Here is a 25,246-nt window from a genome sequence, read left to right as displayed (position 1 = left end):
GAATCGGCGCTGGTCGGACGGCGCTCGTGGGGCGGCGCTGATACCGCGCGGTACCAGCGCCGCCGTTCCAGCGCCGAAGGTCCAGCGCCGCCGTACCAGCGCCGCCTCACCCTGTCTCAGACTTCCAGATGGTCCCCCTCGCGGGCCGTCACGAGATACAGCACCGGCATGAGGAAGACGCTGATGAGGAGCCGGGAGAACAGCCCGCCCACGATCACCATGGCGAACGGCCGCTGAGTGTCCGACCCCACCCCGTGCGAGAGCGCCGCCGGGAGCAGGCCGAGCGCGGCCACCAGCGCCGTCATCATGATCGGCCGCAGCCGCAGCAGCGCCGCCGCCCGCGTCGCGTCGGCAATGCCGAACCCGCCGAGTCGCAGCTCGTTCGCGTAGGAGATGTAGACGACTGCCGTCTGCACCGAGACGCCGAACAGGGCGAGGAAGCCGATCATCGCCGATACCGACAGCGGCGTGCCGGTGAGGGCGAGCGCGAGCAGCCCGCCGAGCGGCGCCGAAAGGATCACGCCGCCGACCGTGATGAGCGGGAACTTGAAGTTGTGGTACAGCACGAACAGGATCGCGAAGATCAGCACCACCGTGATCGGCAGCACCACGTTCATCTCCGCGCGCGACGCGGTGTACTCCTCGAACTCGCCGCCCCAGCGCGTCGCGTAGCCCGTGGGCAGCTTCACCTGCCGCTCCACCGCGCGGCGCGCCTCGGCCACCGCGCTCGCCAGGTCGCGTCCCTCCACCGAGTACTGGACGCCGATGTAGCGCGAGTTGTCCTGGCGGTAGATGAACGACGCGCCGTTCGCGAGCGAGATGTCGGCCACCTCGCGCAGCGGGATCTGCTGTCCGTCGGGCGTGGCGATCAGGATGTTGCCGATCTGCTCCGGCGTCTCGCGGAACTGCGGCTGCAACCGCACCACGAGGTCGAACGTGCGCTCCCCCTGGACGACCTCCGTTGCGGAGACGCCGCCGACCGCGGCCTCGATCAGGCCGTTCACCGCGGCGACGTTCAGCCCGTAGCGCGAGAGCTTCTCGCGGTTCGCCGTGACGGTGAGGCTGGGCTGCCCGAGCTCCTGCACGAGGGTGACGTGGTTGATCCCGCGCACGCGCTCGATCACGCCCTTGATCTCGCGCCCCTTCTGCTCGAGCAGCGTGAGGTCCGTGCCGAACACCTTCACGTCGAGCGACGCCTTCAACCCGGTGAGCGCCTCGTCCACGGCGTCCTCGGCCGGCTGCGTGTAGTTGAACGTGATGCCGGGATAGACGGCGAGCTTCTTCTGGATCGCGAGGATCAGCTCGTCCTTCGTGCGATAGAGCCCGTGCCACTCGCGGTACGGCTTCAGGCCGACGTAGAACTCCGCGTTGAAGAAGCCCGTCGGATCGGTGCCCGCGTCGTCGCGCCCGTGCTCCGACGTGACGACGGTGACCTCGGGGAAGCTGCGCAGGATCTTCCGCACCTGCGGCACGATGCCCGACGACTCCTCGAACGAGATCGTGTACGGCATCGTCGCGCGCACCCACAGCGCGCCCTCGTCGAGCTTCGGCATGAACTCGCCGCCGAGCAGCGCGGCGAGGGCGAGCGATGCGACGAACAGCGCGATGGACGTCGCGACCGTCGCGCGCACGTGCGCCAGACACCAGTCGAGCGCGCGCGTGTAATGGCCGCGGAGCCACTCGAACGGGCGGTTCCGCCGTTCCACCACGCCGCCCTTGAGTCCCCACGCGCAGAGCACGGGTACCACGGTGAGCGTGAGCACGAGCGCGCCGAGCAGCGCGAAGATCGTCGTGTCGGCCATCGGCCGGAACAGCTTCCCGGACGCGCCGGACAGCGCGTAGATCGGCAGGAACGCCGCGACGATGACGGCGATCGCGTACACGATCGGCCGGTTCACCTCCGACGCGGCGGAGAGGATGACGTCGCGGATGCTGTACTCGGTGCCGTGTCGTCGCGCGAGCTGGCGGTAGATGTTCTCCACCATCACCACCGCGCCGTCGACGAGGATGCCGAAGTCGATGGCGCCGATCGACAGCAGGTTCGCCGGGATGTGGCGCAGGTCGAGGCACACGAACGCGACGAGCAGCGACAGCGGGATCGTCGCCGCGACGATGAGCCCCGACCGCACGTCGTACAGGAAGAAGATCAGCACCACGACGACGAGCAGGATGCCGCGCAGGAGGTTGTCCGCCACCGTGCGCGTCGTCAGGCTCACGAGATCGCCGCGGTCGTAGTACGGCACCACCTTCACATCCTTCGGCAGCACGTGCTCGTTCAGCTCGCGCGTCTTCTCCTCCACGCGCTTGAGCACCACCTGCGCCTGCTCGCCGGTGCGCATGAGGATCACGCCCTCGACCGCGTCGTCCTGCGCGTCGAAGCCGAACTGGCCGAGGCGCGGCGCGGCGCCGATCTGCACGGTGCCGACGTCCTTCACGAGCACGGGCGTGCCGTTGCGCACGGTGAGCACGATGTTGCCGATGTCCTCCAGCGTCGCGACGCGGCCGAGCCCGCGCACGTAGAAGAACTGCCCGCCCTGCGAGTAGAAGCCGCCGCCCGCGTTGCCGTTGTTCGCGTTCAGCGCGTCGACCACGTCGCCGACGGCGAGCCCCGCGCCGGCGAGGCGCGTCGGGTCGATCTGCACCTGGTACTGCATCGTCTCGCCGCCCAACGACGACACGTCGGCGACGCCGGGGACGGCGCGGTACGCCTTGTCGAGCACCCAGTCCTGCAGCACGTGCAGCTCGCGCGCGCTGCGGTCCGGGCTCCGGAGCACGTAGCGGTAGACGAGCCCCGACGGCGAGAACGGCGCCTCGATCTCGGGCGCGACGCCGTCCGGCAGCTCGACGCCGCTCAGCCGCTCGAACACCTGCTGGCGCGCGAAGTAGAGGTCCGTGCCGTCGGTGAACGTCACGCGCACGTTCGACAGCCCGTACAGCGACACCGAGCGCGTGACCTCGATGTTGGGCAGCCCGTTCAGCTCCGTCTCGAGCGGCACCGTGATGAGCCGCTCTACCTCCTCGGCGGCATGTCCGGGCCACTGCGCGGTGAGCTCGACGCCGGTCGGCGAGACGTCCGGGTACGCGTCGACGGGCAGCCGGTAGAGCGAGAAGATGCCCACGCCGATGATCGCGACGGCGAGCAGCGCGACGAGCAGCCGCTGGTCGAGCGATGCCTCGACCAGTCGCTGGATCGGCCCTCGTCGTCCCTCGGCACTCTCGGTGGGCAGCGGCTCGCGCGGGGGGCGGGTCCGCGGCTCGCTCATTGGCTCTCCGCGAACTGCAGGAAGAGCGCGCCGTCCGTCACGATCGCGTCGCCCGCCGCGAGCCCGGACGGCACCTCGTACGCGTCCCCGATCTGCGAGCCCAACGTGATCTGTCGTCGGTTGAACGAGCCGTCTTTCGCCGCGACGAACACGAACGGCAGGTTGTTCTCGTCGCGCAGCACTGCGGACGACGGGATCACGATGCCGGTCTGCGGCCGCGACGCGTGGATCGCGACGCGCACGAACATGTCCTTCCGCAGCGCGCGTCCGACGTTAGGCACCAGCACGCGGACGGCGACGGCCTTGCTCGCCGGATCGACGAGTGCCGCGACGTAGTCGACCTTGCCGACGATCGGCCGCGGCGACGCGTCGGTGAACACGTCGACCGGCTCGCCGACCGACACCGTGCCGAGATCGCCGGCGAACACGCTCGCCATCACCCACATCGTCGACAGGTCGGCGATCGTGAAGCACTGCGTGCTGCCCGCCTGCAGGAGCTGGCCGGGGCTGATCAGCTTCTCCACGACCGTGCCGGCGATCGGCGCGCGGATGATCGCCTCGAGCGGCCCGGCGGAGTGGCCCGCGGTGAGCGCCGCGATCTGATCGGCGCCGACGCCGAGCGATTTTATCTGCTCGATCGCCGCGTCGCGGTCGGCGGCGGCCGCCGCGGCGTCGGTCTGCGCCTGCTCGAGATCGCGCCGCGCGATGGCGTCGTTGTTCCAGAGCTGCTGATCGAGGTCGGCGATGCGCTTCAGGTTGCGGTAGTTGCTCTCCGCCTTGCGGAAGTCCGCGACCGCGGTGGCGAAGTCGGGCGACGACACCGTGGCGAGCGGCGCACCCCGCCCGACGACGGCGCCGGGGTTCACCATGATCCGCAGCGCGGGCCCGGAGATCGGCGAGAGCACCGGCGTCGAGCGGTCGCCGTTGAACGCGACCGTGCCCGTCGCCTGGACGACGCGGTTGTACGACGTGGGCTGCACGGTGGCGACGTGCAGGCGTGCGCGCTGCTCGGCCGTGAGGGTGAACCCGCCGCGGTGCGATGCCACGGTCTCGCCGGTCGAGCCGGTGGTCGCGGCGGCGCCGGTCGTCGCAGCGGTGGCGGCTCCGGTGTCCTTCGGCCCGGCATCGGTCCGCGAGCAGGCCACGCCGGCGCAGAGCAGCACCCACCGGATGGAGCGGAAGAAGGGCGTGGTCATGGCTGGGCGGGGAGGGAGGCGAGAGACACGCCTAACGCGCGTTCCAGATCGGCGCGCGCCGTGTTCGCGTCGGCGAGCGCCTGCGCGAGCTGGCTCTGGGCGTCCTGCAGGGCGCGCCGGGTGTCGAGCACCTCGAGCGCCGACGAGCCGCCGAGCGAGTAGCTCACGCTCGCCACGCGGAACGCTTCTCTCGCCGAGGGGAGCAGCTCGTCGCGGATGAACAGCGCCTGCTTCAGCGCCGTGTTCGCGTTCGCGAACGCCGAACGGACATCCTGCGTGACCTGGGCGCGGAGGTCGCGGTACGACGCGGCGAGCTCCTGCTCGCGGTGCTGCGACTCCGCGATCTCGCCGCGCGTGTGCTGCCAGTAGAACGTCGGCAGCGGCAGCGCGACGCCGGTCGTGAACACCGGCGATCCCGGCTGCGCGTAGTCGCGGGACACGCCGAGCGTGAGATCGGGGAGCCAGAACTGCTTCAGGAGGCTCGTGTTCGCGCGCTGTCCGCTCTGCTGGCTGGAGAGGATCGCGAGCTCCGGCCGTGCCGCGAGCGCCACGCGCTCGATCGTCGTCGAGTCGGGGAGCGGCGGTGGCACTTCGAGCGAGTCGAGTGGCGCGATCGGCGCGCCGATGACGCGGCCGAGGGCGCGGTTCAGCGACGCCTGCGCGTTCGCGACGTCGCGCTCGCTCCCGATGAGATCCGTCCGCGCCTGCGCGAGGTCGGTCTGCGCGCGGATGACATCGAGCTTCGGGACCGTGCCGGCGTCGTAGCGCGCCTGCGTGCGCTTCAGGAAGTCGCTCGCCAGCGTCACGTTCTCGATCAGGATGTCGCGGATCCGGCGCGCGACGAGCAGCGAGTCGTACGCTGCCGACGCGCCGACCGCGACGAGCTGCGACTGGAGCTGCGCGTTCGACTCCGACGCCCGCACGTCCGACGTCGCGACGCGACCGGCGAGGCGGATGCGCGACGGGAACGGGACGTCGAGCCCGATCCCGACGTTGCGCTCCTGCCCGGCGGCGCGGCCGAGGTTGAAGAGCTGCGGCTGCTGGTCGATCGACGCGGTGAACGCCGGGTCGGGGATGGCGGTGGCCGTGACCCGGCGCGCGCGCGACTGCGCGGTCTGCTCGCGGGCGACCTCGATGAGCGGGTTGTTGCGGAGCGCTTCCGCGATCGCCTGGCGACGCGTCAGGCGCAGCGAGTCGCCGGCGGCGACGGATGGGAGCGCGGAGGCCGACGCGTTAGGCGGCGGCCCCGCAGGCGGGCGCGGTGCGGTCTGCGCACGCGCGGGGCGACCGAGTGCGGCGAGCGCACTCAGCCCGAGAACGACGCGCATGACGATCCTCTACAGGTGATGATGAGTCGAACGACGGTCGAGCGAGACTCAGATCACCGTGGGAGGTGCGCGCGAATGGTTGGAGGACGCCGGGTCGACGATCGGCGGGCGCGACGCGGGCGCGCCGTGCTCCGTGGGCCGGAAGTCGTCGCCGGCGGCGAGTCGCGGGGCTGCCGCGACCCGGCCGTGCATGGAGCGGAGATGACACGCGCCGCAGGTCGTCTCGTCGTGCGAGTAGTGCGCCTTCGTGCCGACGGCCTCGATGTGCGTGCCGGCGCCGACCCCGTCGCGCCCCTCGGTGACGCCGAGCGCGATGCCGGCGACCTGGGCGAGCAGGACGAGCGCGAACGCCACGCGCCGCAGCCAGCTCGGACGCTCGGTGGTGCGCGTCTCCCGCCGCGCGGTGCGGGCCCGCAGCATCCGAGCGCGCCGCGACTCTTCCCCACGCCTCGAGGGCGTGGAGTGGCGGCGGAGCGCGACGGTCAGTGCGAGGCGGAGCGGCACGACGGGCATACGCGCGGCAATCTACACCCGTTGCGTCTCCGCGGCTGCGCTCGCCGTCCCCGCGTAGCTCCGCAGCCGCTCCAGCATCCGGCTGTCGGTCGCCGTCGCGTCGTCGAGCTTCGGCGTCTCGATGACCTTCGGCACGCCGGCGAGCCGGTCGTCGGTCATGATCCGGCGGAACGGCGCCTCGCCGAGCGACCCCTCGGCGATCAGCTCGTGCCGGTCGCGGCGGGAGGCGAACTTCGTCTTCGAGTCGTTCAGGTGCAGGACGCGGAGCCGCGCCAGGCCGAGCGTGTCGTCGAGGCGCGCGATGACGCCGTCGTAGTCGGTCACGAGGTCGTAGCCGGCCGAGTAGACGTGGCACGTGTCAAGGCAGACGCCGACGCGCGGCTGCAGCGCCGCGGGCAGCCGCGCGATGATCGCCGCGAGCTCCTCGAACGTCGCGCCGAGCGCGGTCCCGGTGCCGGCCGTCGTCTCCAGGCAGAGCACCGTCTTCCCCGGTACCCGCTCGAGCGCCTCGGCGATGCCGTCGGCGTTGCGCGCGAGACCGGCCTCACGCTCGTCCATGTAGTTCCCCGGGTGCGACACGAGGAACGCGAGCCCCAGCGCCTCGCACCGGCGCAGCTCCGCGGCGAAGGAGTCGATCGAACGCGCGCGGAGCGTGGGGTCCGGGGACGCGAGGTTGATGAGGTAGGAGTCGTGGGCGATCGCCGACCGCACGTCGGTCTCGGCGAGGGCCGAGCCGTACGCGGTGCATTCGTCCGCCTCGCACTCGCGCTCGGCCCACCGGTTCGCCTGCTTCGTGAAGACCTGCATCGCGGTGGCGGCGATGGCCTTCGCGCGCGGGGGGGCCTGGGGAAGCCCGCCGGCGGTGGAGACGTGGGCGCCGAGCAGGTCGGAGTGGGGCGGGATCATTGGAACGGCGGGATGGAAAAACGGCGGGACGATCGACGGCGGGACGATCGACGGCGGGACGATCGACGGCGGGATGCGTACAGCGGGACGGGGTCCGCGTCCGAAAGGTACGGTGGAAAGATCGGTGGGGTGGAACCTTGGGCGAAGGGGGGGGAGCCCCCCTGGGGACTAGGTACGCGCCGTCGAAGTTCCCGCCGTGGATCGTCCCGCGGTCGATCGTCCCGCCGTCGATCGTCCCGCCGTTTCCATCCCGCCGTCGATCGTCCGCCGTACCAGCTCTATCGCTTCCCCAGCCACGTCAGCGGGTCCACCGCCCGCCCCCCCGGCCGCACCTCGAAGTGCAGATGCGGCGGCAGATCCGGGTCCGCCGATCCCACCGTGCCGAGCGCCTGACCCGCCGCGACCGTCGCGCCCTTCCGCACGTCCGCGCGCGCCAGCGAGCCGTACACCGAGTAGTCGCCGCCCCCGTGCTGCACGATCACCGTGAGCCCGTACGTGCCCATCGGCTCCGCGAGCACCACCGTCCCCGCCGCCACCGCGCGCACCACCGTGCCCGTCGCCGCCGAGATGCCGATGCCGTTCCACCGCGTGGTCGTGTTGTTCGGGTTCACCACACGGCCGAACCGGTAGAGCAGGGAGCCGTTCACCGGCCAGGCCAGCGTCCCGGTCCCCGCCGGGCTCGCGGTCGACGCGCGCGGCTTCAGTGTGCTCGGCGCCGGCGCGGGTGCCCTCGGCCGCGCCTCGGCGCGCTTCCGCGCGTCCTCCAGCGACGCGATCACGCTCGTCAGCCGGGCCTCGTCGCGCGCGATCTGGGCGAGGCGCGCGCGCGTCCGATCCTGCTGCTGGCGCGCCTGCGCGAGGCTTGCCGCGCGCTCCGTCTGCAACGAGCGGAGCCGCTGCTCCTCGCTCGACTTCTCCTCGCGGTTGCGCGCGAGCTCCCCGCGCAGGCGCACCAGCAGCGACTGCTGCGCGAGCACGTCGTCGCGGAGCTGCTGTACGCGGCGCACGAGCGACCGGTCGCGCAGCGCCAGCTCGTGCAGGTACTTGTACCGCGTCACGAGCTCGCCCAGGCTCGCCGCCGAGAACAGCACCTCCGCGGTGTACAGCGGGCCGCGCTTGTAGATGTCGACGAGCCGGTGCTGCAGCGACACGGTCTTCCCGTCCAGCTCCTTCTGCGCGACGTACAGACGCGCCGTCGCGCCCTGCACGTCGCGGTCGAGCGACGCGAGCTGCGCGTCCAGCCCCGATACCAGCCGCGCCGTCGCGTCGGCCTGTCGATCGAGGTTCGCCACCTCCTCGCTGAGGTCGTGCACCGTCCCCTGAAGCACGCGCATCCGCTGCTGCAACGCCGCCCGCTCGCGCCGCACCTTCTCCAGCTCCGCGCGCTGAGCCTGCGTGCTCGGCGCCGGGGTCTGCGCGCTCAGGGCCGCGGGAATCGCGACAGCGCAGAACGCCGAGCGCAGGGCGCAGAGAGCGATTCTGGTCCTCCGCGCTCTGCGCTCGGCGCTCGGCGCGGTCCTCACCGCCATCGCCGCCGCTCCGTCCCCACGAGCCGCAGGTGCCGCCCCACCGATGCGGCGCTTCCGAGAAGGCCGAGCAGCGCGCCGCCCAGCACGCCTAACGCCGCCGTGCCCGCGTCGAAGAACCGCACGTGCACGAACCATCGGTCGACGACCGCGAACCCGATGCGCGTGAGCAGCAGCGCGAGCAGCCCGCCGAGGATCCCCTTCGCCGCGCCGTCGAGCAGGAACGGCAGCCGCACGAAGCCGTCCGTCGCGCCCACGAGGCGCATGATCTGGATCTCGAACGACCGCGCGAGCACCGCCATGCGGATCGTCGCGCCGACGATGATGATCGCCGCCGCGGCGAACGCCGCGCCGAGCGCGATCCCCGTCGCCGTCGCCACGGTGCGCAGACGATAGAGCTTCTGCACCCACTCCGCGCCGTAGCGCACGTCCTCCACGAACGGGTACTGGCGCGCCCGCGTCGCCACGCGCTGCACCGACGCCGGGTCGCGCTGTCCCGCGCGCAGCCGCACCTCGAGCGACGCCGGCAGCACCGCCGACCCCCACACGTCGTTGAACTCGCCGAGCTCGCGCCGCGCGCGTGCGAGCGCCGCCTCGGGCGACACGTACGTCACCGCCGCCACCGCCGGCACGCGCCCCAGCTCCTCCGCCGCCGCGCGCGCCGTCGCTTCCGGCGTTCCTTCCGTGAGGAACGCGCGCACCTCCACACGCTCCTCCACCTGGCCGAGCGCGTCGCGCAGGTTGATCGCCACGAGGCCGAACAGCCCGAGCGCGAACAGCGAGAACGCGATCGTGGTCACGCTCAGGATGCTGAGCAGCGGCGTGCGCCGGAACGCGTGCAGCATCTCGCGCAGCGCGAGCCTCATGAGGTCCGCTCCACGGCCGGCGGCGCCCCGTCGCCCGAGTCGAACGCGATCGCGCCGCGACTCAGCTCGATCACGCGCATGTCCACCGAGCGCACGAGATCCAGGTTGTGCGTCGCCATGAGCACCGCGGTGCCGGCGGCGTTGATCTCCTGCAGCAGCTGCAGCACGCCGCGCGCCGCGCGCTCGTCCAGGTTCCCCGTCGGCTCGTCGGCGAGCAGCACGAGCGGCCGGTTCACCACGGCGCGCGCGATCGCCACGCGCTGCCGCTCGCCACCGGACAGCTCCTGCGGCAGCGCCGTTCCCTTCGACGCGAGCCCCACCTGCGCGAGCGCGCGCACCGCGCGGTCGCGGATCGTGTCCTGGGGCGCGCCCGTCACCTCGAGCGCGAACGCGACGTTCTGCTCCGCGGTGCGGTCGGGCAGCAGACGGTAGTCCTGGAACACGATGCCCAACTTCCGCCGCAGGAACGGCACGTCCTTGCGTTGCGCGGCCGACGATCGCACGCCGCACGTCTCCACCTCACCGCGCGTCGGCCACTCGTCGAAGTACGCGAGCTTCAGCAGCGTGCTCTTGCCCGAGCCGCTCGGGCCGGTGAGGAACGCGAACTCCCCCTTCGCGACGTTGAACGACACGCCCGTGAGCGCGGTGCCGCCCTTCGCGTACTCCTTCACCACGTCGGTGAAGCGGATCACGCGAGCGCCTGCTCGACGTCGGCGATGAGATCCTCGACGTTCTCGATGCCGACGCTGATGCGGAGGAACCCGTCCGGCACGCCCGCCTTCGCGCGCTCGGCAACGGTCAGGTGCGCGTGCGACGTGTAGCGCGGCTCGCTCACGAGCGAGTCCACGCCGCCGAGGCTCGGCGCGTGCGTGATGACCCGCAGACGCTTCACGAAGCGCTCCGCGGCCTCGCCGCCGCCCTCCAGCTCGATCGCCATCATCCCGCCGAAGCCGTCGAGCGTGTCGCGCGCGACGTCGTGGTCGGGGTGCGACGGCAGCCCCGGGTACAGCACGCGCGCGATCTCGCCGCGCGACTCGCACCACTCCGCCAGCCGCTGCGCGTTCTCCGACTGACGGCGCACGCGCACGTCGAGCGTCTTCATGCCCCGCTCGAGCAGCCAGCACGCGAACGGATCCGGCGCCTGCCCCCACACGATCATCTTCTGTCGCACCTCCTCGATCACCGACGCCGCGCCGGCGACCGCGCCGCCGAGCACGTCGTGATGGCCGTTGAGGTACTTCGTCGCCGAATGGATCACGACGTCGGCGCCGTGCTCCAGCGGCCGGAAGTTGATCGGGCTCGCGAAGGTGGAGTCGACGACGAGCGCGAGTCCGAGCTCGCTCGACATGCGCGCCAGCGGCCGCAGGTCGAGCACGCGCGTCGTCGGGTTCACCGGCGACTCCACGAACACCGCGCGCGTCGTCTTGCGCACCGAGCGCCGCCAGTCGCGCTGCTTCGTCGGGTCGACGAACGTGACCTCTACGCCGAATGCCGGCAGCTCCTGCGTGAACAGCTTGTGCGTGCCGCCGTAGATCCACGCGCTCGACAGCAGATGGTCGCCGGGGCGGAGCAGGGCGAGCATCGTGCACGCCGTCGCGCCCATGCCGCTTGCGCACACGAGCGCCGCCTCCGCGCCCTCGAGCAGCGCGAGCCGCGTCTGCACCGACTCGGCGTTCGGCACGTTGCCGTAGCGCGTGTAGCGCAGCCCGTCCTCCGTCCCGAACGGCTGCGTGAAGTTCACCGACTGCACGAGCGGCGTGACGACGGGACGGCCCGCCGGGCGCTCGGCGCCGTCCGACGCGTCGTCGCGGAGCACGCGGGCGCCGTGGACGGCGACGGTCGAGAAGCCCGGCGTCACGGCGGCGGGGGCGGAGGAGGTGTCCATCGGAGCGGAGGTGCGCGGTCGGCGGCCCGGCGAACGACGCGAGGCCGGTCGAGCGATCGGACGGTTAGGCGAACGTGCGGTTGGGCGGCGGCGCGTCGAGGTCGGGCTTCATCACGTACACGATCTCCGACGGCGACACGCCGCCGATGTCGCGCACGATCACGCCGCCGCGCGGCACCGCGTCGTCGATCCGGACCTGCGCGAGCTGCTGCCCGCGCGGCCCCTCCACGAGCGCCAGCTCCCCGTCGATCAGCATCCGCTCGCGCGCGTGGTCGGCGCGGAGCCGCACCTGCGGCCCCCGCTCCGCGTCCTCGCGCCGCGAGGCGACGAACCCTTCCACCCGGAGAGGACGAGCGCTCTGGGGCCGACGATACAACCCGCTCATGCCGCCGCCTCCGGCGCCGTCGGTGGCACGTACGCGCCGATCACGGCGTAGTCGTCGCCCAGCCGCACCGCGAGCCGCCGCCGGCACAGCGCCTCCAGCACCTCCGCCACGTCCCGCGACGGCGCGTGCAGCGTCGCCGCCAGCGTCGCCACGTCGCTCGGTCCGGCGTCGCGGAGCGCCTCCCACACGGCGCGGGTCGGCGCGTCCACGTCGCCCACGAGCGACGCCGTCCCGTCCATCACCGCGACGATCGCGAGCCGCTGCCGCTCCAGCACCTGCTCCACGGCGTCGAGGTGCCGCTCGCCGAGCCCGAGGAAGAGGAAGTACTCCTCGACCTCGCACCCCGCGCACGCGCGCAGCATGAGCTTCGCGACGATCTCGTCGGCGCACGAGAAATCGAGCAGCATCACCTGCGAGAAGTCGATGACGGTGATCGTACGTCCGCCGAGGTCCGCGATCGCCCGCTCGATCTCCGTGCGGACGGCCGCACCGGTGGGACGCGTGACCAGATTCGAGTACAGCGCGCACACCGTCCCGCGCAGCACCGAGCCAAGGTCGATGTGGTGGTGAATCACGGCGCCTCAGAATGCGGTGTTGCGAGCAGCAGACGCAGCCTTCGGGCCGCCATGGGGCGCGGGCGCCGTCTCGGGGATGGTGATCTGCACCTGCGCCCCCGGAAAGTACGGCAGGCGCTCGGCCAGCGGCTCGTCGTCGTCCCACGGCGGCACGATGGCGATGCGCGCGGTCCCGCTGCGGATGCTCAACTTGCCGTCCCACTTCGAGATGAAGCGCCGGATCCCGGCGAGCCCCTGGCCCCGGCCGGGGTCGGGGAAGCGGCTCACGTTGCGGAGCAGCGCCGCCTCCAGCGCCTGCCCGTCGTCCCACCGGTCGCCGCGCGGGCGCGACGAGTTCTGCTCCAGCGACCGGCGGAAGCCGATCCCCGCGTCGCAGACGGCGATGACGACCACGCGTCGGCCGAGTCGCTTGCGCCACGTGTACGTCTGCACCGCCACCCAGCCGCCGCGCCCCGCGTGCTCCACGATGTTCTGGCACGCCTCGGAGAGCGTCATCGAGAACCCGATCGTCGCGCGCGCGTCGAGCCCGAGCCCGTCGTGCAGGATCGCCTTCGAGCGCTCCTGGATCCGCTCCACGACCTCGTGCACGTCCCCCGCCTGCGAGACCGACGTGAGCTCCAGCAGCACGCTCGACTCGCCGGCCGCGCGCGCCCGCGGCACCGGCCGCCCGAAGTCGTACAGCCGCTCCGCGTGCCGGAAGAAGCCGGTGCGCGCCCAGTAGCTCACCGTGTCTTCCGCATCCGGCGGCGCGAAGCTCGGCCGAACCTCGCGCGACTGGGCGAGCGCGAGCAGCGCCGTGAGCCCGTACGGCGACGCCCACCGCGCGTGCCGCGCGTCGACGAGCAGCCGAGCGTCCGGCGGGAGCGTCGCGAGCTGCTCGAAGATCTGCTCGAACGTCGCGTCGTCGAGCGACGGAGGAACGGTGATGACGGTGGTCATGAAGGATGGCTGCGTGGCTGCGTGGGACGTGGCTGCATGCCGCTTGTCACGCAGCCACGTGGTGCGCAGCTACGCCGTGTGGATCTCGCCCCGCAGGAACGCCGCGAGCCCCGACGCGCCCCGGTGCTCGACGTTGCGTGCCGCCGCGCGGTGCGCGGCCACGATCGCGTCCGTCAAGTTAGCACCGGCGAGCAGAGCGGAGAAACAGGTCGCCCCCCACACGTCGCCGCACCCCGTCGGGTCGCCGAGCGTCACGGTGCGCTCCGACGGCACGAGCGCCGTGCGCACCGGCCCGAACGCCGGCACCACCGGCTCGCCCGGCGCGCGGCCCGCGAGCGACGTGAGCCCGTCGAAGTCCGGCTGCGCGAAGTACACCGCGCCGCGCTTCGCGAGCGTGACGATGAGACAGCGCACGCCGTTGCCGAGCGCGCTCGCGGCCAGCGCCATCGGGTCGGGCGCGAGCAGCGCCATCTCGTCCTCGTTCACCTGCAGCACGTCGAAGCAGCGGAACCACGCCGACGCGTTGGGCAGCGGCTGCGGCGTGCGCAGCCCGCCCGGCTGGACGGTGAGCAGCAGCGAGTGCAGGTCGCAGTACATCACGCCCTTGAAGTGCTGCCGCAGCAGCTGCGCGGTCTCGATGTCCATCTCGAAGCCCGCGATGAAGTTCACGTACAGCGCGTCGATGTCGTCGAGCATCGGCTTCAGGCCGAGCCACGTCCACCCCGGCACGCCGCCGTGCAGGATCTCGCTCCGCCGCTCGCTGCTGTAGTAGAACAGCTCGACGCGGTTGTTCGGGTACGGGACCTCGACGAGCGCCGCGTCGGGCGCGGCGTGCTGCAGCGACCGCACGAACTCCTGCGCCCGGTCGAGGAGGTCGTACCCCACCTTCATCAGCGGCACGATCTCCCAGTCGTCCGGCAGCGCGGCGTCGAGCGCGCCGAGCGCGTAGGTGATGCCGCCCCACTCCTGCACGGGCGCCGTGCGCACGTCGCGCCCGTGGATCACGTCCCAGACGAAGGTCCCGATGACGCCTAACCGCTTCTTCCGCGTCACTCCTCCACGCTCCACGCTCCGCGCTCCGTGCTCACCATGCTGCCGCAAACACGCCGAGCGTGGAGCGTGGGGCGTGGAGAATTCTCGGAGCTCACTGATTTTGTTGGAGGAACGTCGCGACCGCGCCCACCACGCCCGCCGAGCCCGGAAGGATCCCCGGCACGATGCGGCACGCCTCCACCACCGGGCGGAAGGCCCGGCGTCGGACCTCGGCGTTCAGCGGCTCGAACAGCGCGTCGCCCGCCTGCGTCACGCCCCCCGCGATCACCACGCAGTCGGGGTTGAACGTGTTCAGCAGGTTCGCGATGCCCGCGCCGAGGAACCGCGCCGTGTCGCGCACGACCTCGCGCGCGAGCGGGTCGCCCTTCTCGGACGCCTCGTACACCGTCTGCGCCGTGATGCGCTCCAGCTTTCCCCCGACGAGCGACGACAGCACCGACGGCTCGTCGGCGTTGATCGCCTCGCGCGCGCGCTCGGCGATCGCGGGGCCCGACGCATACGCCTCGAGGCAGCCGTAGTTGCCGCAGTTGCAGCGGCGGCCGTTCGAGTCGATCGTCATGTGACCGATCTCCCCGGCCATGTCGGACGAGCCGTGGTACAGCCGGCCGTCGAGGATCAAGCCGCCGCCGATCCCGGTGCCGATCGTGATCCCCACGACGTTGCGCGCGCCCCGCGCGGCGCCCGTCCACCACTCGCCTAACGTCGCGCAGTTCGCGTCGTTGTCGAGCGTCGCGGCGAGCCCCACGCGGTCCATGATGAGCGCGCGCAGCGGCAGGTCGCGCCAGCCGAGGTTCGGCGCGATGAGCACCACGCCCCTGCCGCGGTCGAGCGGTCCCGGCGCGCCGACGCCGACGCCGACGAACTGCTCGCGCGTCGCGCCCGTCTCGGCGCGGGCGATGGTGATCGCGTCCTCCACCATCTGGCAGATGCGGTCGACGACGACGTCGGCGCCGAGGTCCGCGCGCGTCGGCTGCGAGCGCATCGCGATCTCGCGGCTGCCGTCCTCCGGCATCACGCCGACGACGATGTTCGTGCCGCCGAGGTCCACGCCGACCACGTAGCGCGGCGCGTCGGAGGAGGGAGCGGTCTGTTGGGGCATCGGGCTCGGTCGAGGCGTTAGGCGGTCGGCGTCCGGCGGTCGGCGATCAGCGCGCCACGTGGCGCGGCGCGTGGCGCGTCGCGTGGTCGGCCGTCACGGCGCCGACCACCTGCGCGATCGTCTCCGGCGTCAGCTCGCGCATGCACCGCCAGTGCCCCAGCGGGCACCGCTGCGGTCCGTGGGCGTCGCACGGCCGGCACGCGAGCCCCGGGTGCCCCGCGGTGCGGCTCCCCGGCGCGAGCGGCCCGAAGCCGAACTCCGGAACGGTCGGCCCAAAGATAGTCACCGTGGGCACCCCCATGGCGGAGGCCAGGTGCTGCGGCGCGGAGTCGTTCGTCACGAGCGTCGCGCACCGGCCGATGAGCTCCGCCGACGCGAGCAGCGACAGCTTGCCCGTCGCGTCGAGGGCCGCCGGTGCCGCCGCGACGATCGCCCGCGCGAGCTCCGCGTCGCCCGGGCCGCCGACGACCACGAGCTGCGCCCCGGTCGCCGCGAGCCGCGCCGCGAGCTCCGCGTAGTACGGCCACCGCTTCGTCGCCCACACGCTGCCCGGCGCGAGCGCCACGATCGGGTCGCCGGTCGCGAAGCCGCTCAGCAGCGCGCTCACCGCGCGGCGCTCCTCGTACCCCGGATGGAGCCGCGGCCGCAGCGCCTCGGGCGCGGGCTGCGCGTCGTCGGGCATCGCGAGGCTCCACAGCCGCTCCGCGTGGTGCCGGTCCGCGCGGTAGCGCACCACGCGCGTGTACAGCGGCCGCGCCGACCGTGACGTCTCGAACCCGACGCGCTCCGCGAACCCGCCGAGCATCGCGAGCGTCGCGCTCCGCACCGACCCCTGCGCGAGATACGCCACCCGCCGCGCGTCGCCGTCCTCGCGCGCCAGCCGCCGCAGCACCCCGCCCATGCGCCACACGCCGCCCGCCCCCGCGTGGGTGCCGCGCTTGTCGAACACGATCACGCGCCGCACGTCTGGGTTGTTCGCCAGCAGCGCTGCCCCGTCCGGCCTAACGACCACGTCCACCGCCCCCCGCTGCGCCAGCTCCGCGATCAGCGGCGTGGTGAGCACCACGTCCCCGAGAAACGACGTCTGCACCACCAGCGACACCTCCCGCCGCGGCCCGTTAGGCCACCGCTCGGCGGGGTCGGGACGTGGCGCGGGAATCGGAAGGGCCATGTCGCTCGGCGGCGGCGAGCCTACTCGACCTGCAGCACCGCCAGAAACGCCTCCTGCGGAATCTCCACCGCGCCGACCTGCTTCATCCGCTTCTTACCTTCCTTCTGCTTCTCGAGCAGCTTGCGCTTCCGCGTGATGTCCCCGCCGTAGCACTTCGCGAGCACGTCCTTGCGCAGCGGCTTCACCGTCGTCCGCGCGATCACCTTCTGTCCGATCGCCGCCTGGATCGCCACCTCGAACAGCTGCCGCGGGATCAGATCCTTCAGCTTGTCGGCGATCTTCCGCCCCCACTCGTACGACTTGTCCCGGTGGATGATCACGCTGAACGCGTCGATCGGATCTCCGTTGATCAGCATGTCGAGCCGCACGAGATCGCTCGCGCGGTAGCCGAGCATCTCGTAGTCGAGCGACGCGTAGCCACGGCTCACCGTCTTCATCTTGTCGAAGAAGTCGAGGATGATCTCGGCGAGCGGGAACTCCCAGTCGAACTCCACGCGCGACTGGTCGATGTAGCTCATGTTCTTGTACACGCCGCGCCGCTCGGTGCCGAGCGACATGATCGGGCCGATGTACTCGCTCGGCACCATGATGCGCGCCTTCACGTACGGCTCCTCGATCCGCTCGATGACCCCCGCCGGCGGCATGAGCGACGGGTTCTCGATGAGCACCATCTCGCCGTCGGTCTTGTACACCTTGTACTCGACGCTCGGCACCGTCGTGACGAGATCGAGGTCGAACTCGCGCTCGAGGCGCTCCTGCACGATCTCCATGTGCAGGAGCCCCAGGAAGCCGCAGCGGAAGCCGAAGCCTAACGCGGTCGACGTCTCGGGCTCGTAGTTCAGCGACGCGTCGTTGAGCTGCAGCTTCTCCAGCGCGTCGCGCAGCAGCTCGTACTGCTGCGTGTCCGTCGGGTAGATGCCGGCGAACACGAACGAGCGCACCGCCTGGTAGCCCGGCAGCGGATCCTTCGCGTGCCGCGTCGCGTCGAACACCGTGTCGCCGGCGCGCGTCTCGCGCACGCTGCGCACGTTCGCCACCACGTAGCCCACCTCGCCCGGTCCCAGCTGCTCGGCCTTCACCTGCCGGAGCTGGTTGTAGCCCACCTCCTCCACCTCGTACACCGAGTCGTTCGAGCCGAACGTGATCTGCATCTTCGGCTTCAGCACGCCGTCGACGACGCGCACGCTCGGGATCGCGCCGCGATACTTGTCGTAGTACGAGTCGTAGATGAGTGCGCGGAGCGGCGCGCTCCGGTCGCCCTTCGGCGGCGGCACGCGCTCGACGATCGCCTCGAGCAGCTCCTGGATGCCGATGCCCGCCTTCGCGCTCACCCGCAGGATGCCGTCGGCGTCCACGCCGAGCAGGTCGGCCACCTCCTGCGCGCGGCGGTCCGGCTCCGCGCCCGGCAGGTCGATCTTGTTCAGGATCGGGATGATCTCCAGCCCCGCGTCCATCGCCAGGAACAGGTTCGACAGCGTCTGCGCCTGGATCCCCTGGCTCGCGTCGACGACGAGGATTGCCCCCTCGCACGCGGCGAGCGACCGCGACACCTCGTACGTGAAGTCCACGTGCCCCGGGGTGTCGATCAGGTTCAGCTCGTACGTCTCACCGTTCGTCGCCGTGTACGACATGCGCACGGCGTTCAGCTTGATGGTGATCCCGCGCTCGCGCTCGAGGTCGAGGGTGTCGAGCACCTGCGCCTTCATTTCACGCTTCTGCAGCATGCCCGTCTCCTCGATGAGACGGTCGGCCAGGGTGGACTTCCCGTGGTCGATGTGCGCGACGATGCAGAAGTTGCGGATGTGGTCGAGCTGCAACGGAGGAGACGAGTCTGGGAAACGCCGCGGGGGCGCAAGTCGGTGTAAAATCGCAATCTAGCGCACCCCGACTGTCTTCCCAACCGTTCAGGTCCACCCGCGGTCGCGGCTCCGGAATCGTGCCCACACCAGCGTGCCGAGCACCCCGACCGCCGTCTCCAGCCGGCCCGCGGTCAACAGGATGTGCCCCAGCTCCACGTCGGTGACGTGGAACGCCGCCGCGCCGAGCACCAACCCGATCGCCGTCCACACGAGACACAGCGCCGTCACGAGCACCACGAAGCGGCGGCGCTCGCGGGTGTCCTGTCGATGCTGTCGGCGGTTGCGCTCCGCGATCTCGGCGTACAGCTCGTCGCGCGTCGGCATGCCTCCACGTTCGCCGCCCGCGCGGCCGGTGTCCAGCGCCGCCTAACGCCCGACGGGTCGCCGCGCGCCGTGTGCGCCGATTAGCTTCCGCCGCTCATGGATACCGCGCGCGCCGATCTCGTCGACCCCGCCGCGCTCGCCGCGCTCGGCGGGCTCGAGATCGTGGCGCGGTGGGTCGTCGACGGCTTCATCACCGGGTTGCACCGGTCGCCGCGACGCGGCTTCTCCGTGGAGTTCGCGGAGCACCGCCCCTACCAGCCCGGCGACGACCTGCGGTACCTCGACTGGCGCATCGCCGCGCGCGCCGACCGCTGGGTCGTGAAACAGTTCGAGGAGGAGACGAACCTCCGCGCCACCGTCGTCCTCGACGTCAGCCGGTCCATGGCGTGGAGCGGCGCGCCCGGCGGCCCGGTCCCGCGCCTCACGAAGCTCGCCTACGCGGAGCGCCTCGTCGCCGCGCTCACGCTGCTGCTGCTCCGCCAGCGCGACGCCGTGGGCCTGATCCGGTTCGATGACCGCGTGCGGTCCGTCGTGGCGCCGCGCGCGCGCCACGGCCAGTGGCGCCGCCTGCTCGGCACGCTCGCCGAAGAGGGCGCGGGCACGGAATCGAAGGCGGGCGACGCGCTGGCGAGCGCCGCGCGCCTCGTGCGCCGTGCGGGCATGGTCATCCTCGTCTCCGATCTGCTCGTCGACACCGGTGAGGTGGAGACCGCGATCCGCGGCCTTCGCGGAGCGGGGCACGATGTGAACGTGCTGCACGTCATCGATCCCGCGGAGCGCGATCTCTCGCTCGGCGCCGGCGAGGCGGTGTTCGTCGACCCGGAGAGCGGCGCCGCCGTCCCCGCCGTCGTCGCCGACGTGCGCGAGGCCTATCGCGCCACCGTCGACACCGCGATCGCCGACTGGCGCAGCCTGTTCGCGCGCTACGGCGCCCGCTACGCCACCGTCATGACCGACGCGCCGTTCGGCGTGCCGCTGCGTTATGCGTTCTCCGCGCACTGAGATCCTCCACGCTCCACGCTCCACGCGCCACGCTCGGCCAGTCCGTGGCGCGTGGCGAGCGTGGCGCGTGGAGCGTGGAGCGTAGCGAACATCATGGAATTCCTCGCTCCTTGGTACGCGGCGCTGGCGGCTGCCGCGGCAGTGCCGCTGCTGCTGCACTTCCTGCGGCGCCGCATCGGCACGCGGCTCGACTTCCCGGCCGTGCGCTACCTCGAGCGCGCGGAGCAGGAGCACAGCGCGCGGCTGCGACTGCGCAACTGGCTGCTCATGGCGCTGCGCGTGCTCGCGGTGCTGCTCGTCGCGCTCGCGGCCACGCGTCCCGTGGCACGCGTCGGCGGGGCGGGGCACGCGCCGGCCGCCGTCGCCATCGTGCTCGACAACTCGCTCAGCACCACCGCCGTCGTCGACGGGCGCCCCGTGTTCGCAGCGCTGCGCGATGCGGCGTTGGAGATCGTGTCGAACGCGGCCGCCGAGGATCGCGTGTGGCTCGTCACGGCGAGCGGCCGCGTCGTCGGCAGCGACGCGAGCGCGGTGCGCGATGCCATCCGCGCGCTCACGCCGCTCGCCGGCGCGGGCGATCTCCCGCGCGCCGTCTCCCGCGCTGCGGAGCTCGCGCGCTCCGCGCGCCGTCCGTCGCCGACCGTCGTCGTCCTCACCGATGGTCAGGCCACCGCGTGGCGCACGACGGCGGACGCCGGGAGCGCGCGGGTCGTGACGTGGGTGCCGCGCGGTGCGCCGCCGCGCAACCGTGCCGTCGTCGCTGCCGACGCCACGCCGCGCCGGTGGACGCCGTCGGGCACGGTCGTCGCGCGCGTGCTCTCGGCCGACTCGGTGCCCTACCGCGTGTCGGAGCGCGACGCCTCCGGCGGCGAGCGCACGCTCGCCCGCGGCACCGCGCCGCCCGACGGCGAGGTCCGCGTGCACGTCACGCCTAACGGGCGCGGCTGGCTCGCCATCGGTGTCGCCGTGCAGCCCGACGAACTGCGTGGCGACGACCAGCGCTGGTTCGCCGCGTTCTCCGGTGAGCCGCCGACCGCGGTCGGCGATCCCTCGGCCGGACCGTTCGTCGCGAGCGCGCTCGCCACGCTCGCGCAGTCCGGCCGCGTCGCGTCCGCGGGTCCGCGTCCCGCGCAGATCGTCTCCGCCGATGCGGCCACCCGGCTCCCCGCGCTCCTCGTCGCGCCGAGCGACCCGGCGCGCGTCGGTCCCGCGAACCTCGCGCTCGAGCGGCTCGGCGTGCCGTGGCGCTTCGCCGCCGCGCGCTTCGGCGAGGCCGCCGTGCGCTTCGCGAGCGGCGCGAGCGATTCCTCGCGCCTCGGCATCGTCGCCACGCGCCGCTTCCAGCTCGTGCCGCGCGCCGCGGCGCGCGCCGACACGCTCGCCACCGCCGGCGGCGAGGCGTGGATCGTGGCCGGGCCGGGATACGTGCTCCTCGGCTCTCCGCTCGCGCCCGACGCCACGACGTTTCCCGTGCGCGCGGCGTTCGTCCCGTGGCTCGGCGAGGTGCTGGCCGAGCGACTCGGCGGCGATCCCGGCGCGGTCACGACGGCGGCGCCTGGCGCGACCCTCGAGCCGCCGGCCGGCGTCGACGCCCTGCTCGGACCCGATGGGCGCCGCATCCCGGTCGCCGCGGGGGTCACCGCACCGGAGCGCGGGGGTGTTTACTTTTGGCTCCGTGGCGGCGCCCGCGTGGGCGCACTCGTGGTGAACGTGGAGGCCGAGGAGTCGGAGTTGGCACGGTTGAACGCGCGCACGCTCGCGGAGCGCATCCGAGGCACTGCGGTGGACGTCGCGCCGAGCGTGAACGAGGCGGCTGCGGCGACGTTCGCCGTCCGCGGCCGCCGACCCGTCGGCGGTGCGGCGTTGATCGCCGCGCTCGTCGCGCTCGCTGCCGAGGGGCTCGCGACGCGCCGCCGGCGCACCGCTCGCGCCGCGCTCGCCGCCGCCTGAGCGGTCCTCCCGCACGAAGGACATGGCACTTCCTACCCTGCTCGACGCCGTCGAGGCGCTACCGGCGTTCGCGCGTCTCACGAACACGCTTCCTGGGGCGAAGGCCCGGGTCACCGTCGCCGGCCTCGCCGGCTCGAGTGACGCGGTGCTCGTCGCCGCGCTCGCCCGCCGTCTGCCGCAGCGGCTGTTCGTCGTCATCGCCTGCAACGTCCCCGACGCCGAGCGGTGGCTCGCCGACCTCGAGGCGCTCGTCGAGGCGCCCGCGCGCGCCGGAGGCACCGTCGCCGAGCCGGGCGCCGCGCCCACGCCGTCGTCGCCTGTGGCGCTGTATCCACCGCGCGAGTCGTTCGGCGAGGCGGAGGCGCACGCCGAGGTGGCGGGCGAGCGCGTCGAGACCGTCGAGCGGCTGGCGCACGGGCAGGTGCGCGTGCTGCTCACGACGCCGCGCGCGGTCATGGAGCGTACGCGTCTGCCGCGCGCGCTGGCCGGCGCCCGCTTGGAGCTGCGCAAGGGCGACGTTAGGCGCCCCGAGGAGCTCGCGGAGCATCTCGAGCGGATCGGCTTCGAGCGCGTGCCGATGGTGGAGGACGTCGCGCAGTTCTCCGTGCGCGGCGGCATCTTCGATGTGTACGGCTTCGGCATGGCCGAACCCGTTAGGCTCGAGTTCTGGGGCGACGAGGTCGTCGAGCTGCGCCACTTCGACCTGTTCAGCCAGCGCTCCACGCGCGCCGCCGAGGTCGCGCTCATCCTGCCCGTCGACGGCGGCGTGCGCGACGAGTCGAGCGGCTTCGAGCGGCTCTCCATCGCCGACCTGTGGCCGCCCGACACGGTGGTGTTCGTGCCGCGGGGCGTCGACCTGCCCGCGGAGCTGCGCCGCACGTGGGACGAGACGCAGCATCACGTCGAGCTCGCGCGCCGCCGCGGCGAGGACGTACCGCACCGCGACGAGCTGTTCGTCGCGCCCGAGCACGCCGCGCGGACCATCGCCGCTTTCGGCACCGTCGCCGAGGTCGAATCGTCGCCCGACGTCGGCTTCCCGATCCGCGCGCCGGAGCCGGTGAACCGCGACATCCGCGCGCTTCGCCGCCTCGTGCGCGACGGCGTGCCGACGATCATCCTCTGCGACAACCAGGGGCAGGCGGAGCGCCTCGACGAGCTGTTGAGCGAGGCCGAGGAGCGGTGGCGGCTCTCGTCGCCGTCGCCGGCGGCGCTCGTCATCGGCGTGTTGGGCGGCGGATTCCTCATCCCGCCCGCGACCGGCTCGCCGCTGCGGGTGCTCACCGACCACGAGGTCTTCCGCCGCGAGCGCCGCATCCGCCGCAGCCGTCGTTACGCCGCCGGCACCGCGCTCGACGTTGGCGTCGCGCTGAAGCCGGGCGACTACGTCGTGCACTTGGAGCACGGCGTCGGCATCTACCGCGGCATCGAGACGAAGTTCGTCGGCACGAACACCATCGAGGTCGCGGTCATCGAGTACGAAGGCGGCGACAAGCTCAATCTGCCGCTCTACCGGCTCGACCTGCTCGAGCGCTACCGCGGCGCCGGCGACGTCGGCGAGGACGCGCCCGCGCCGCGGCTGCACAAGCTCGGAGGCAAGCGCTGGTCGCAGCAGCGCGAGAAGACGCGCGCGGCGATCCAGGAGATGACCGTCGAGCTGCTGCAGCTCTACGCGCGGCGTCGCGTCGCGACGCGCCCGCCGCACTTTCCCGACACGCCGTGGCAGCGGCAGCTCGAGAGCTCGTTCCTGTTCGAAGACACGCCCGACCAGCGCAAGGCCACCGTCGACGTGAAGAGCGACATGGAAGGCGCGCGCCCCATGGATCGTCTGCTCGTCGGCGACGTCGGCTACGGCAAGACCGAGATCGCGGTGCGCGCCGCGTTCAAGGCGGTGCAGAGCGGTCGCCAGGTCGCGGTGCTCGTGCCGACGACCATTCTCGCCGACCAGCACCATCGCACGTTCAGCGAGCGCTTCGCGGACTTCCCGATCCGCGTCGACGTCATGTCGCGCTTCCAGACGGCGTCGCAGCAGACCGTCCTGCTCGCGGACCTGAAGGCGAAGAAGGTGGACGTCGTCATCGGCACGCACCGCCTTCTCAGCCCGGACGTTCACTTCTCGGACCTCGGCCTCATCATCGTCGACGAGGAGCACCGCTTCGGCGTGAAGCACAAGGAGCGGCTCAAGCAGCTCAAGCTCGAGACCGACGTGCTGACGCTCACCGCGACGCCCATCCCGCGGACGCTGCACCAGTCGCTCGCCGGGCTGCGCGACATGACGCTGATGCAGACGCCGCCGCGCGACCGCTCACCGGTGCTCACGTTCGTCGAGCCGTGGGACGACGGGCTGCTGGAGGAGGGAATCGCGCGGGAGCTCGACCGCGGCGGGCAGGTCTTCTTCGTCCACAACCGCATCGAGACCATCGAGGCGATCGCCGATCACGTCAGGCGCCTCGCCCCGCGCGCCCGCGTCGCCGTCGGCCACGGGCAGATGCGCGAGCGCGACCTCGAGGACGTGATGCACAAGTTCGCGAGCGGCGAGGTCGACGTCCTCGTCTCGACGCTCATCGTCGAGACGGGGCTCGACGTGCCTAACGCGAACACGATGTTCGTGAACCGCGCCGACCACTTCGGCCTCGCGCAGCTCTATCAGCTCCGCGGCCGCGTCGGCCGCTCGCACCGACGCGCGTACTGCTACCTGCTCGTCCCCGATTCGATCGACGAGGACGCGGAGCGCCGGCTGGCGGTGCTCGAGCACCACACCGAGCTCGGTGCCGGCTACCGCGTCGCGCTGAAGGACCTCGAGATGCGCGGCGCGGGCAACCTGCTCGGCCCCGAGCAGAGCGGCTTCGTGCACGCCGTCGGCTTCGACATGTACATGCGCATGCTCGACGAGACGGTGCGGCACGTGGTCCAGGGCGACGGCGCGCCGAAGCTCGTGCCGAGCGACGTGTCGCTCGACCGGCCGGCGTACCTGCCGGACGAGTACGTGGTTTCCCAGGAAGCGAAGCTCGACCTGTACCGGCGGCTCGGGCAGCTCACTACGCCCGACGAGATCGAGGCGCTGCGGGCCGAGATCCGCGACCGCTTCGGCCCGCTCCCCCAGCCAGCGGACGCGTTTCTGGCCACCGCTCAGCTCCGGGTGATCGGGGGCGCGCTCGGCGTCGAGGGGATTCTGGTGCGCGGAGACGAGGCTCGTGTTACTTTCCGAGACTCTGCCGTGCCACGGATGAAGGCGCTCGGCGGGGCGTTCCACGATGTCCAGTTCCAGGTAGAGATTCGCCGCGCCCAGCCGCTCGCGCTCAAGCTCACGCGACTCGGCGGCGCCGAGATCCTGTCCGGACTCGTTCGCGCGCTCCGTAGCCTCCTCCCCTGACGGCAGCGCCGCGCGCCGGTGCGTTCTCCGGCGCCC

Annotated in this window: 20 protein-coding genes; 3 read left to right on the top strand and 17 right to left on the bottom strand. The window is 72.3% G+C overall.

Going from position 1 to position 25,246, the window contains the following annotated elements; all coding sequences use genetic code 11:
- Positions 1–116: 116 nt before the first annotated feature.
- The 17 genes from J421_RS19020 to J421_RS18940 all read right to left on the bottom strand — a co-directional run bounded on the left by J421_RS19020 (position 117) and on the right by J421_RS18940 (position 18,888).
- Positions 117–3,263, bottom strand: a complete 3,147-nt coding sequence (locus tag J421_RS19020; protein WP_104022808.1) for an efflux RND transporter permease subunit — start codon at positions 3,261–3,263, stop codon at positions 117–119.
- Complete coding sequence (locus tag J421_RS19015) at positions 3,260–4,459, bottom strand: efflux RND transporter periplasmic adaptor subunit (protein WP_025412753.1); 1,200 nt, start codon at positions 4,457–4,459, stop codon at positions 3,260–3,262. Before J421_RS19015 ends, J421_RS19020 begins: the two co-directional genes overlap by 4 nt.
- A complete protein-coding gene (locus J421_RS19010) occupies positions 4,456–5,787 on the bottom strand; it encodes a TolC family protein (RefSeq protein ID WP_025412752.1) in 1,332 nt (443 codons plus the stop codon). The genes J421_RS19015 and J421_RS19010 overlap by 4 nt, the downstream gene beginning before the upstream one ends.
- Before the next feature lie 48 nt (positions 5,788–5,835).
- The gene (locus tag J421_RS19005) at positions 5,836–6,207 is read right to left on the bottom strand and encodes a hypothetical protein (protein WP_025412751.1); all 372 of its coding nucleotides are present in this window, start codon (positions 6,205–6,207) and stop codon (positions 5,836–5,838) included.
- Positions 6,208–6,312: 105 nt separating this feature from the next.
- Positions 6,313–7,206, bottom strand: coding sequence for a deoxyribonuclease IV (locus J421_RS19000; protein ID WP_104022807.1), 894 nt, complete (start codon positions 7,204–7,206; stop codon positions 6,313–6,315).
- A gap of 278 nt (positions 7,207–7,484) precedes the next feature.
- Positions 7,485–8,540: a murein hydrolase activator EnvC family protein gene (locus J421_RS18995; protein ID WP_158508838.1), complete on the bottom strand. Its 1,056-nt coding sequence runs from the start codon at positions 8,538–8,540 to the stop codon at positions 7,485–7,487.
- A gap of 185 nt (positions 8,541–8,725) precedes the next feature.
- Positions 8,726–9,598: a cell division protein FtsX gene (locus tag J421_RS18990; protein ID WP_025412748.1), complete on the bottom strand. Its 873-nt coding sequence runs from the start codon at positions 9,596–9,598 to the stop codon at positions 8,726–8,728.
- Positions 9,595–10,290, bottom strand: coding sequence for a cell division ATP-binding protein FtsE (gene ftsE / locus J421_RS18985; RefSeq protein WP_025412747.1), 696 nt, complete (start codon positions 10,288–10,290; stop codon positions 9,595–9,597). The genes J421_RS18990 and ftsE overlap by 4 nt, the downstream gene beginning before the upstream one ends.
- On the bottom strand, positions 10,287–11,483 hold the full coding sequence (locus J421_RS18980) for a trans-sulfuration enzyme family protein (protein ID WP_025412746.1): 1,197 nt from the start codon (positions 11,481–11,483) through the stop codon (positions 10,287–10,289). Before J421_RS18980 ends, ftsE begins: the two co-directional genes overlap by 4 nt.
- Before the next feature lie 64 nt (positions 11,484–11,547).
- Positions 11,548–11,823: a molybdopterin dinucleotide binding domain-containing protein gene (locus J421_RS18975; RefSeq protein ID WP_025412745.1), complete on the bottom strand. Its 276-nt coding sequence runs from the start codon at positions 11,821–11,823 to the stop codon at positions 11,548–11,550.
- A gap of 41 nt (positions 11,824–11,864) precedes the next feature.
- Positions 11,865–12,443: a hypothetical protein gene (locus tag J421_RS18970; RefSeq protein ID WP_148306397.1), complete on the bottom strand. Its 579-nt coding sequence runs from the start codon at positions 12,441–12,443 to the stop codon at positions 11,865–11,867.
- A 6-nt stretch (positions 12,444–12,449) separates the two neighbouring features.
- Positions 12,450–13,382, bottom strand: coding sequence for an ATP-binding protein (locus tag J421_RS18965; RefSeq protein ID WP_025412743.1), 933 nt, complete (start codon positions 13,380–13,382; stop codon positions 12,450–12,452).
- A gap of 69 nt (positions 13,383–13,451) precedes the next feature.
- On the bottom strand, positions 13,452–14,435 hold the full coding sequence (locus J421_RS18960) for a PfkB family carbohydrate kinase (protein WP_025412742.1): 984 nt from the start codon (positions 14,433–14,435) through the stop codon (positions 13,452–13,454).
- A gap of 91 nt (positions 14,436–14,526) precedes the next feature.
- The gene (locus tag J421_RS18955) at positions 14,527–15,534 is read right to left on the bottom strand and encodes an ROK family protein (RefSeq protein ID WP_104022805.1); all 1,008 of its coding nucleotides are present in this window, start codon (positions 15,532–15,534) and stop codon (positions 14,527–14,529) included.
- 46 nt (positions 15,535–15,580) lie between these two features.
- Positions 15,581–16,705 (bottom strand): glycosyltransferase family 9 protein, encoded by a 1,125-nt coding sequence (locus J421_RS18950; RefSeq protein WP_104022804.1) that lies wholly within the window; start codon positions 16,703–16,705, stop codon positions 15,581–15,583.
- Positions 16,706–16,725: 20 nt separating this feature from the next.
- The gene (lepA, locus tag J421_RS18945) at positions 16,726–18,522 is read right to left on the bottom strand and encodes a translation elongation factor 4 (protein ID WP_025412739.1); all 1,797 of its coding nucleotides are present in this window, start codon (positions 18,520–18,522) and stop codon (positions 16,726–16,728) included.
- Between the two features lie 87 nt (positions 18,523–18,609).
- Positions 18,610–18,888 (bottom strand): DUF485 domain-containing protein, encoded by a 279-nt coding sequence (locus J421_RS18940; RefSeq protein ID WP_025412738.1) that lies wholly within the window; start codon positions 18,886–18,888, stop codon positions 18,610–18,612.
- A 96-nt stretch (positions 18,889–18,984) separates the two neighbouring features.
- Here J421_RS18940 and J421_RS18935 point away from each other — a divergent pair, with 96 nt between their 5' ends.
- From J421_RS18935 to mfd, 3 genes are all read left to right on the top strand, one after another.
- Positions 18,985–19,890, top strand: a complete 906-nt coding sequence (locus J421_RS18935; RefSeq protein ID WP_025412737.1) for a DUF58 domain-containing protein — start codon at positions 18,985–18,987, stop codon at positions 19,888–19,890.
- A gap of 93 nt (positions 19,891–19,983) precedes the next feature.
- Positions 19,984–21,840: a vWA domain-containing protein gene (locus J421_RS18930; protein WP_148306396.1), complete on the top strand. Its 1,857-nt coding sequence runs from the start codon at positions 19,984–19,986 to the stop codon at positions 21,838–21,840.
- A gap of 22 nt (positions 21,841–21,862) precedes the next feature.
- Positions 21,863–25,210 carry a transcription-repair coupling factor gene (gene mfd, locus J421_RS18925; protein WP_025412735.1) on the top strand — a complete coding sequence of 1,116 codons (3,348 nt, stop codon included), beginning with the start codon at positions 21,863–21,865 and terminating at the stop codon, positions 25,208–25,210.
- The last annotated feature ends 36 nt before the right edge of the window (positions 25,211–25,246 follow it).

The organism is Gemmatirosa kalamazoonensis, from assembly GCF_000522985.1.
Classification (GTDB): Bacteria; Gemmatimonadota; Gemmatimonadetes; order Gemmatimonadales; family Gemmatimonadaceae; genus Gemmatirosa; species Gemmatirosa kalamazoonensis.
The sequence above is the reverse complement of the archived record's forward strand: the minus strand, read 5'-3'. Positions and strand labels throughout refer to the sequence as shown.

Excerpts from the sequence above, each read along its gene's own strand:
- J421_RS19020 (WP_104022808.1), bottom strand. The coding sequence starts at position 3,263 with ATGAGCGAGCCGCGGACCCGCCCCCCGCGCGAGCCGCTGCCCACCGAG.
- J421_RS19015 (WP_025412753.1), bottom strand. The coding sequence starts at position 4,459 with ATGACCACGCCCTTCTTCCGCTCCATCCGGTGGGTGCTGCTCTGCGCC.
- J421_RS19010 (WP_025412752.1), bottom strand. The coding sequence starts at position 5,787 with ATGCGCGTCGTTCTCGGGCTGAGTGCGCTCGCCGCACTCGGTCGCCCC.
- J421_RS19005 (WP_025412751.1), bottom strand. The coding sequence starts at position 6,207 with ATGCTGCGGGCCCGCACCGCGCGGCGGGAGACGCGCACCACCGAGCGT.
- J421_RS19000 (WP_104022807.1), bottom strand. The coding sequence starts at position 7,206 with ATGATCCCGCCCCACTCCGACCTGCTCGGCGCCCACGTCTCCACCGCC.
- J421_RS18995 (WP_158508838.1), bottom strand. The coding sequence starts at position 8,540 with ATGCGCGTGCTTCAGGGGACGGTGCACGACCTCAGCGAGGAGGTGGCG.
- J421_RS18990 (WP_025412748.1), bottom strand. The coding sequence starts at position 9,598 with ATGAGGCTCGCGCTGCGCGAGATGCTGCACGCGTTCCGGCGCACGCCG.
- J421_RS18980 (WP_025412746.1), bottom strand. The coding sequence starts at position 11,483 with ATGGACACCTCCTCCGCCCCCGCCGCCGTGACGCCGGGCTTCTCGACC.
- J421_RS18965 (WP_025412743.1), bottom strand. The coding sequence starts at position 13,382 with ATGACCACCGTCATCACCGTTCCTCCGTCGCTCGACGACGCGACGTTC.
- J421_RS18955 (WP_104022805.1), bottom strand. The coding sequence starts at position 15,534 with ATGCCCCAACAGACCGCTCCCTCCTCCGACGCGCCGCGCTACGTGGTC.
- J421_RS18950 (WP_104022804.1), bottom strand. The coding sequence starts at position 16,705 with ATGGCCCTTCCGATTCCCGCGCCACGTCCCGACCCCGCCGAGCGGTGG.
- J421_RS18940 (WP_025412738.1), bottom strand. The coding sequence starts at position 18,888 with ATGCCGACGCGCGACGAGCTGTACGCCGAGATCGCGGAGCGCAACCGC.
- J421_RS18935 (WP_025412737.1), top strand. The coding sequence starts at position 18,985 with ATGGATACCGCGCGCGCCGATCTCGTCGACCCCGCCGCGCTCGCCGCG.
- J421_RS18930 (WP_148306396.1), top strand. The coding sequence starts at position 19,984 with ATGGAATTCCTCGCTCCTTGGTACGCGGCGCTGGCGGCTGCCGCGGCA.
- mfd (WP_025412735.1), top strand. The coding sequence starts at position 21,863 with ATGGCACTTCCTACCCTGCTCGACGCCGTCGAGGCGCTACCGGCGTTC.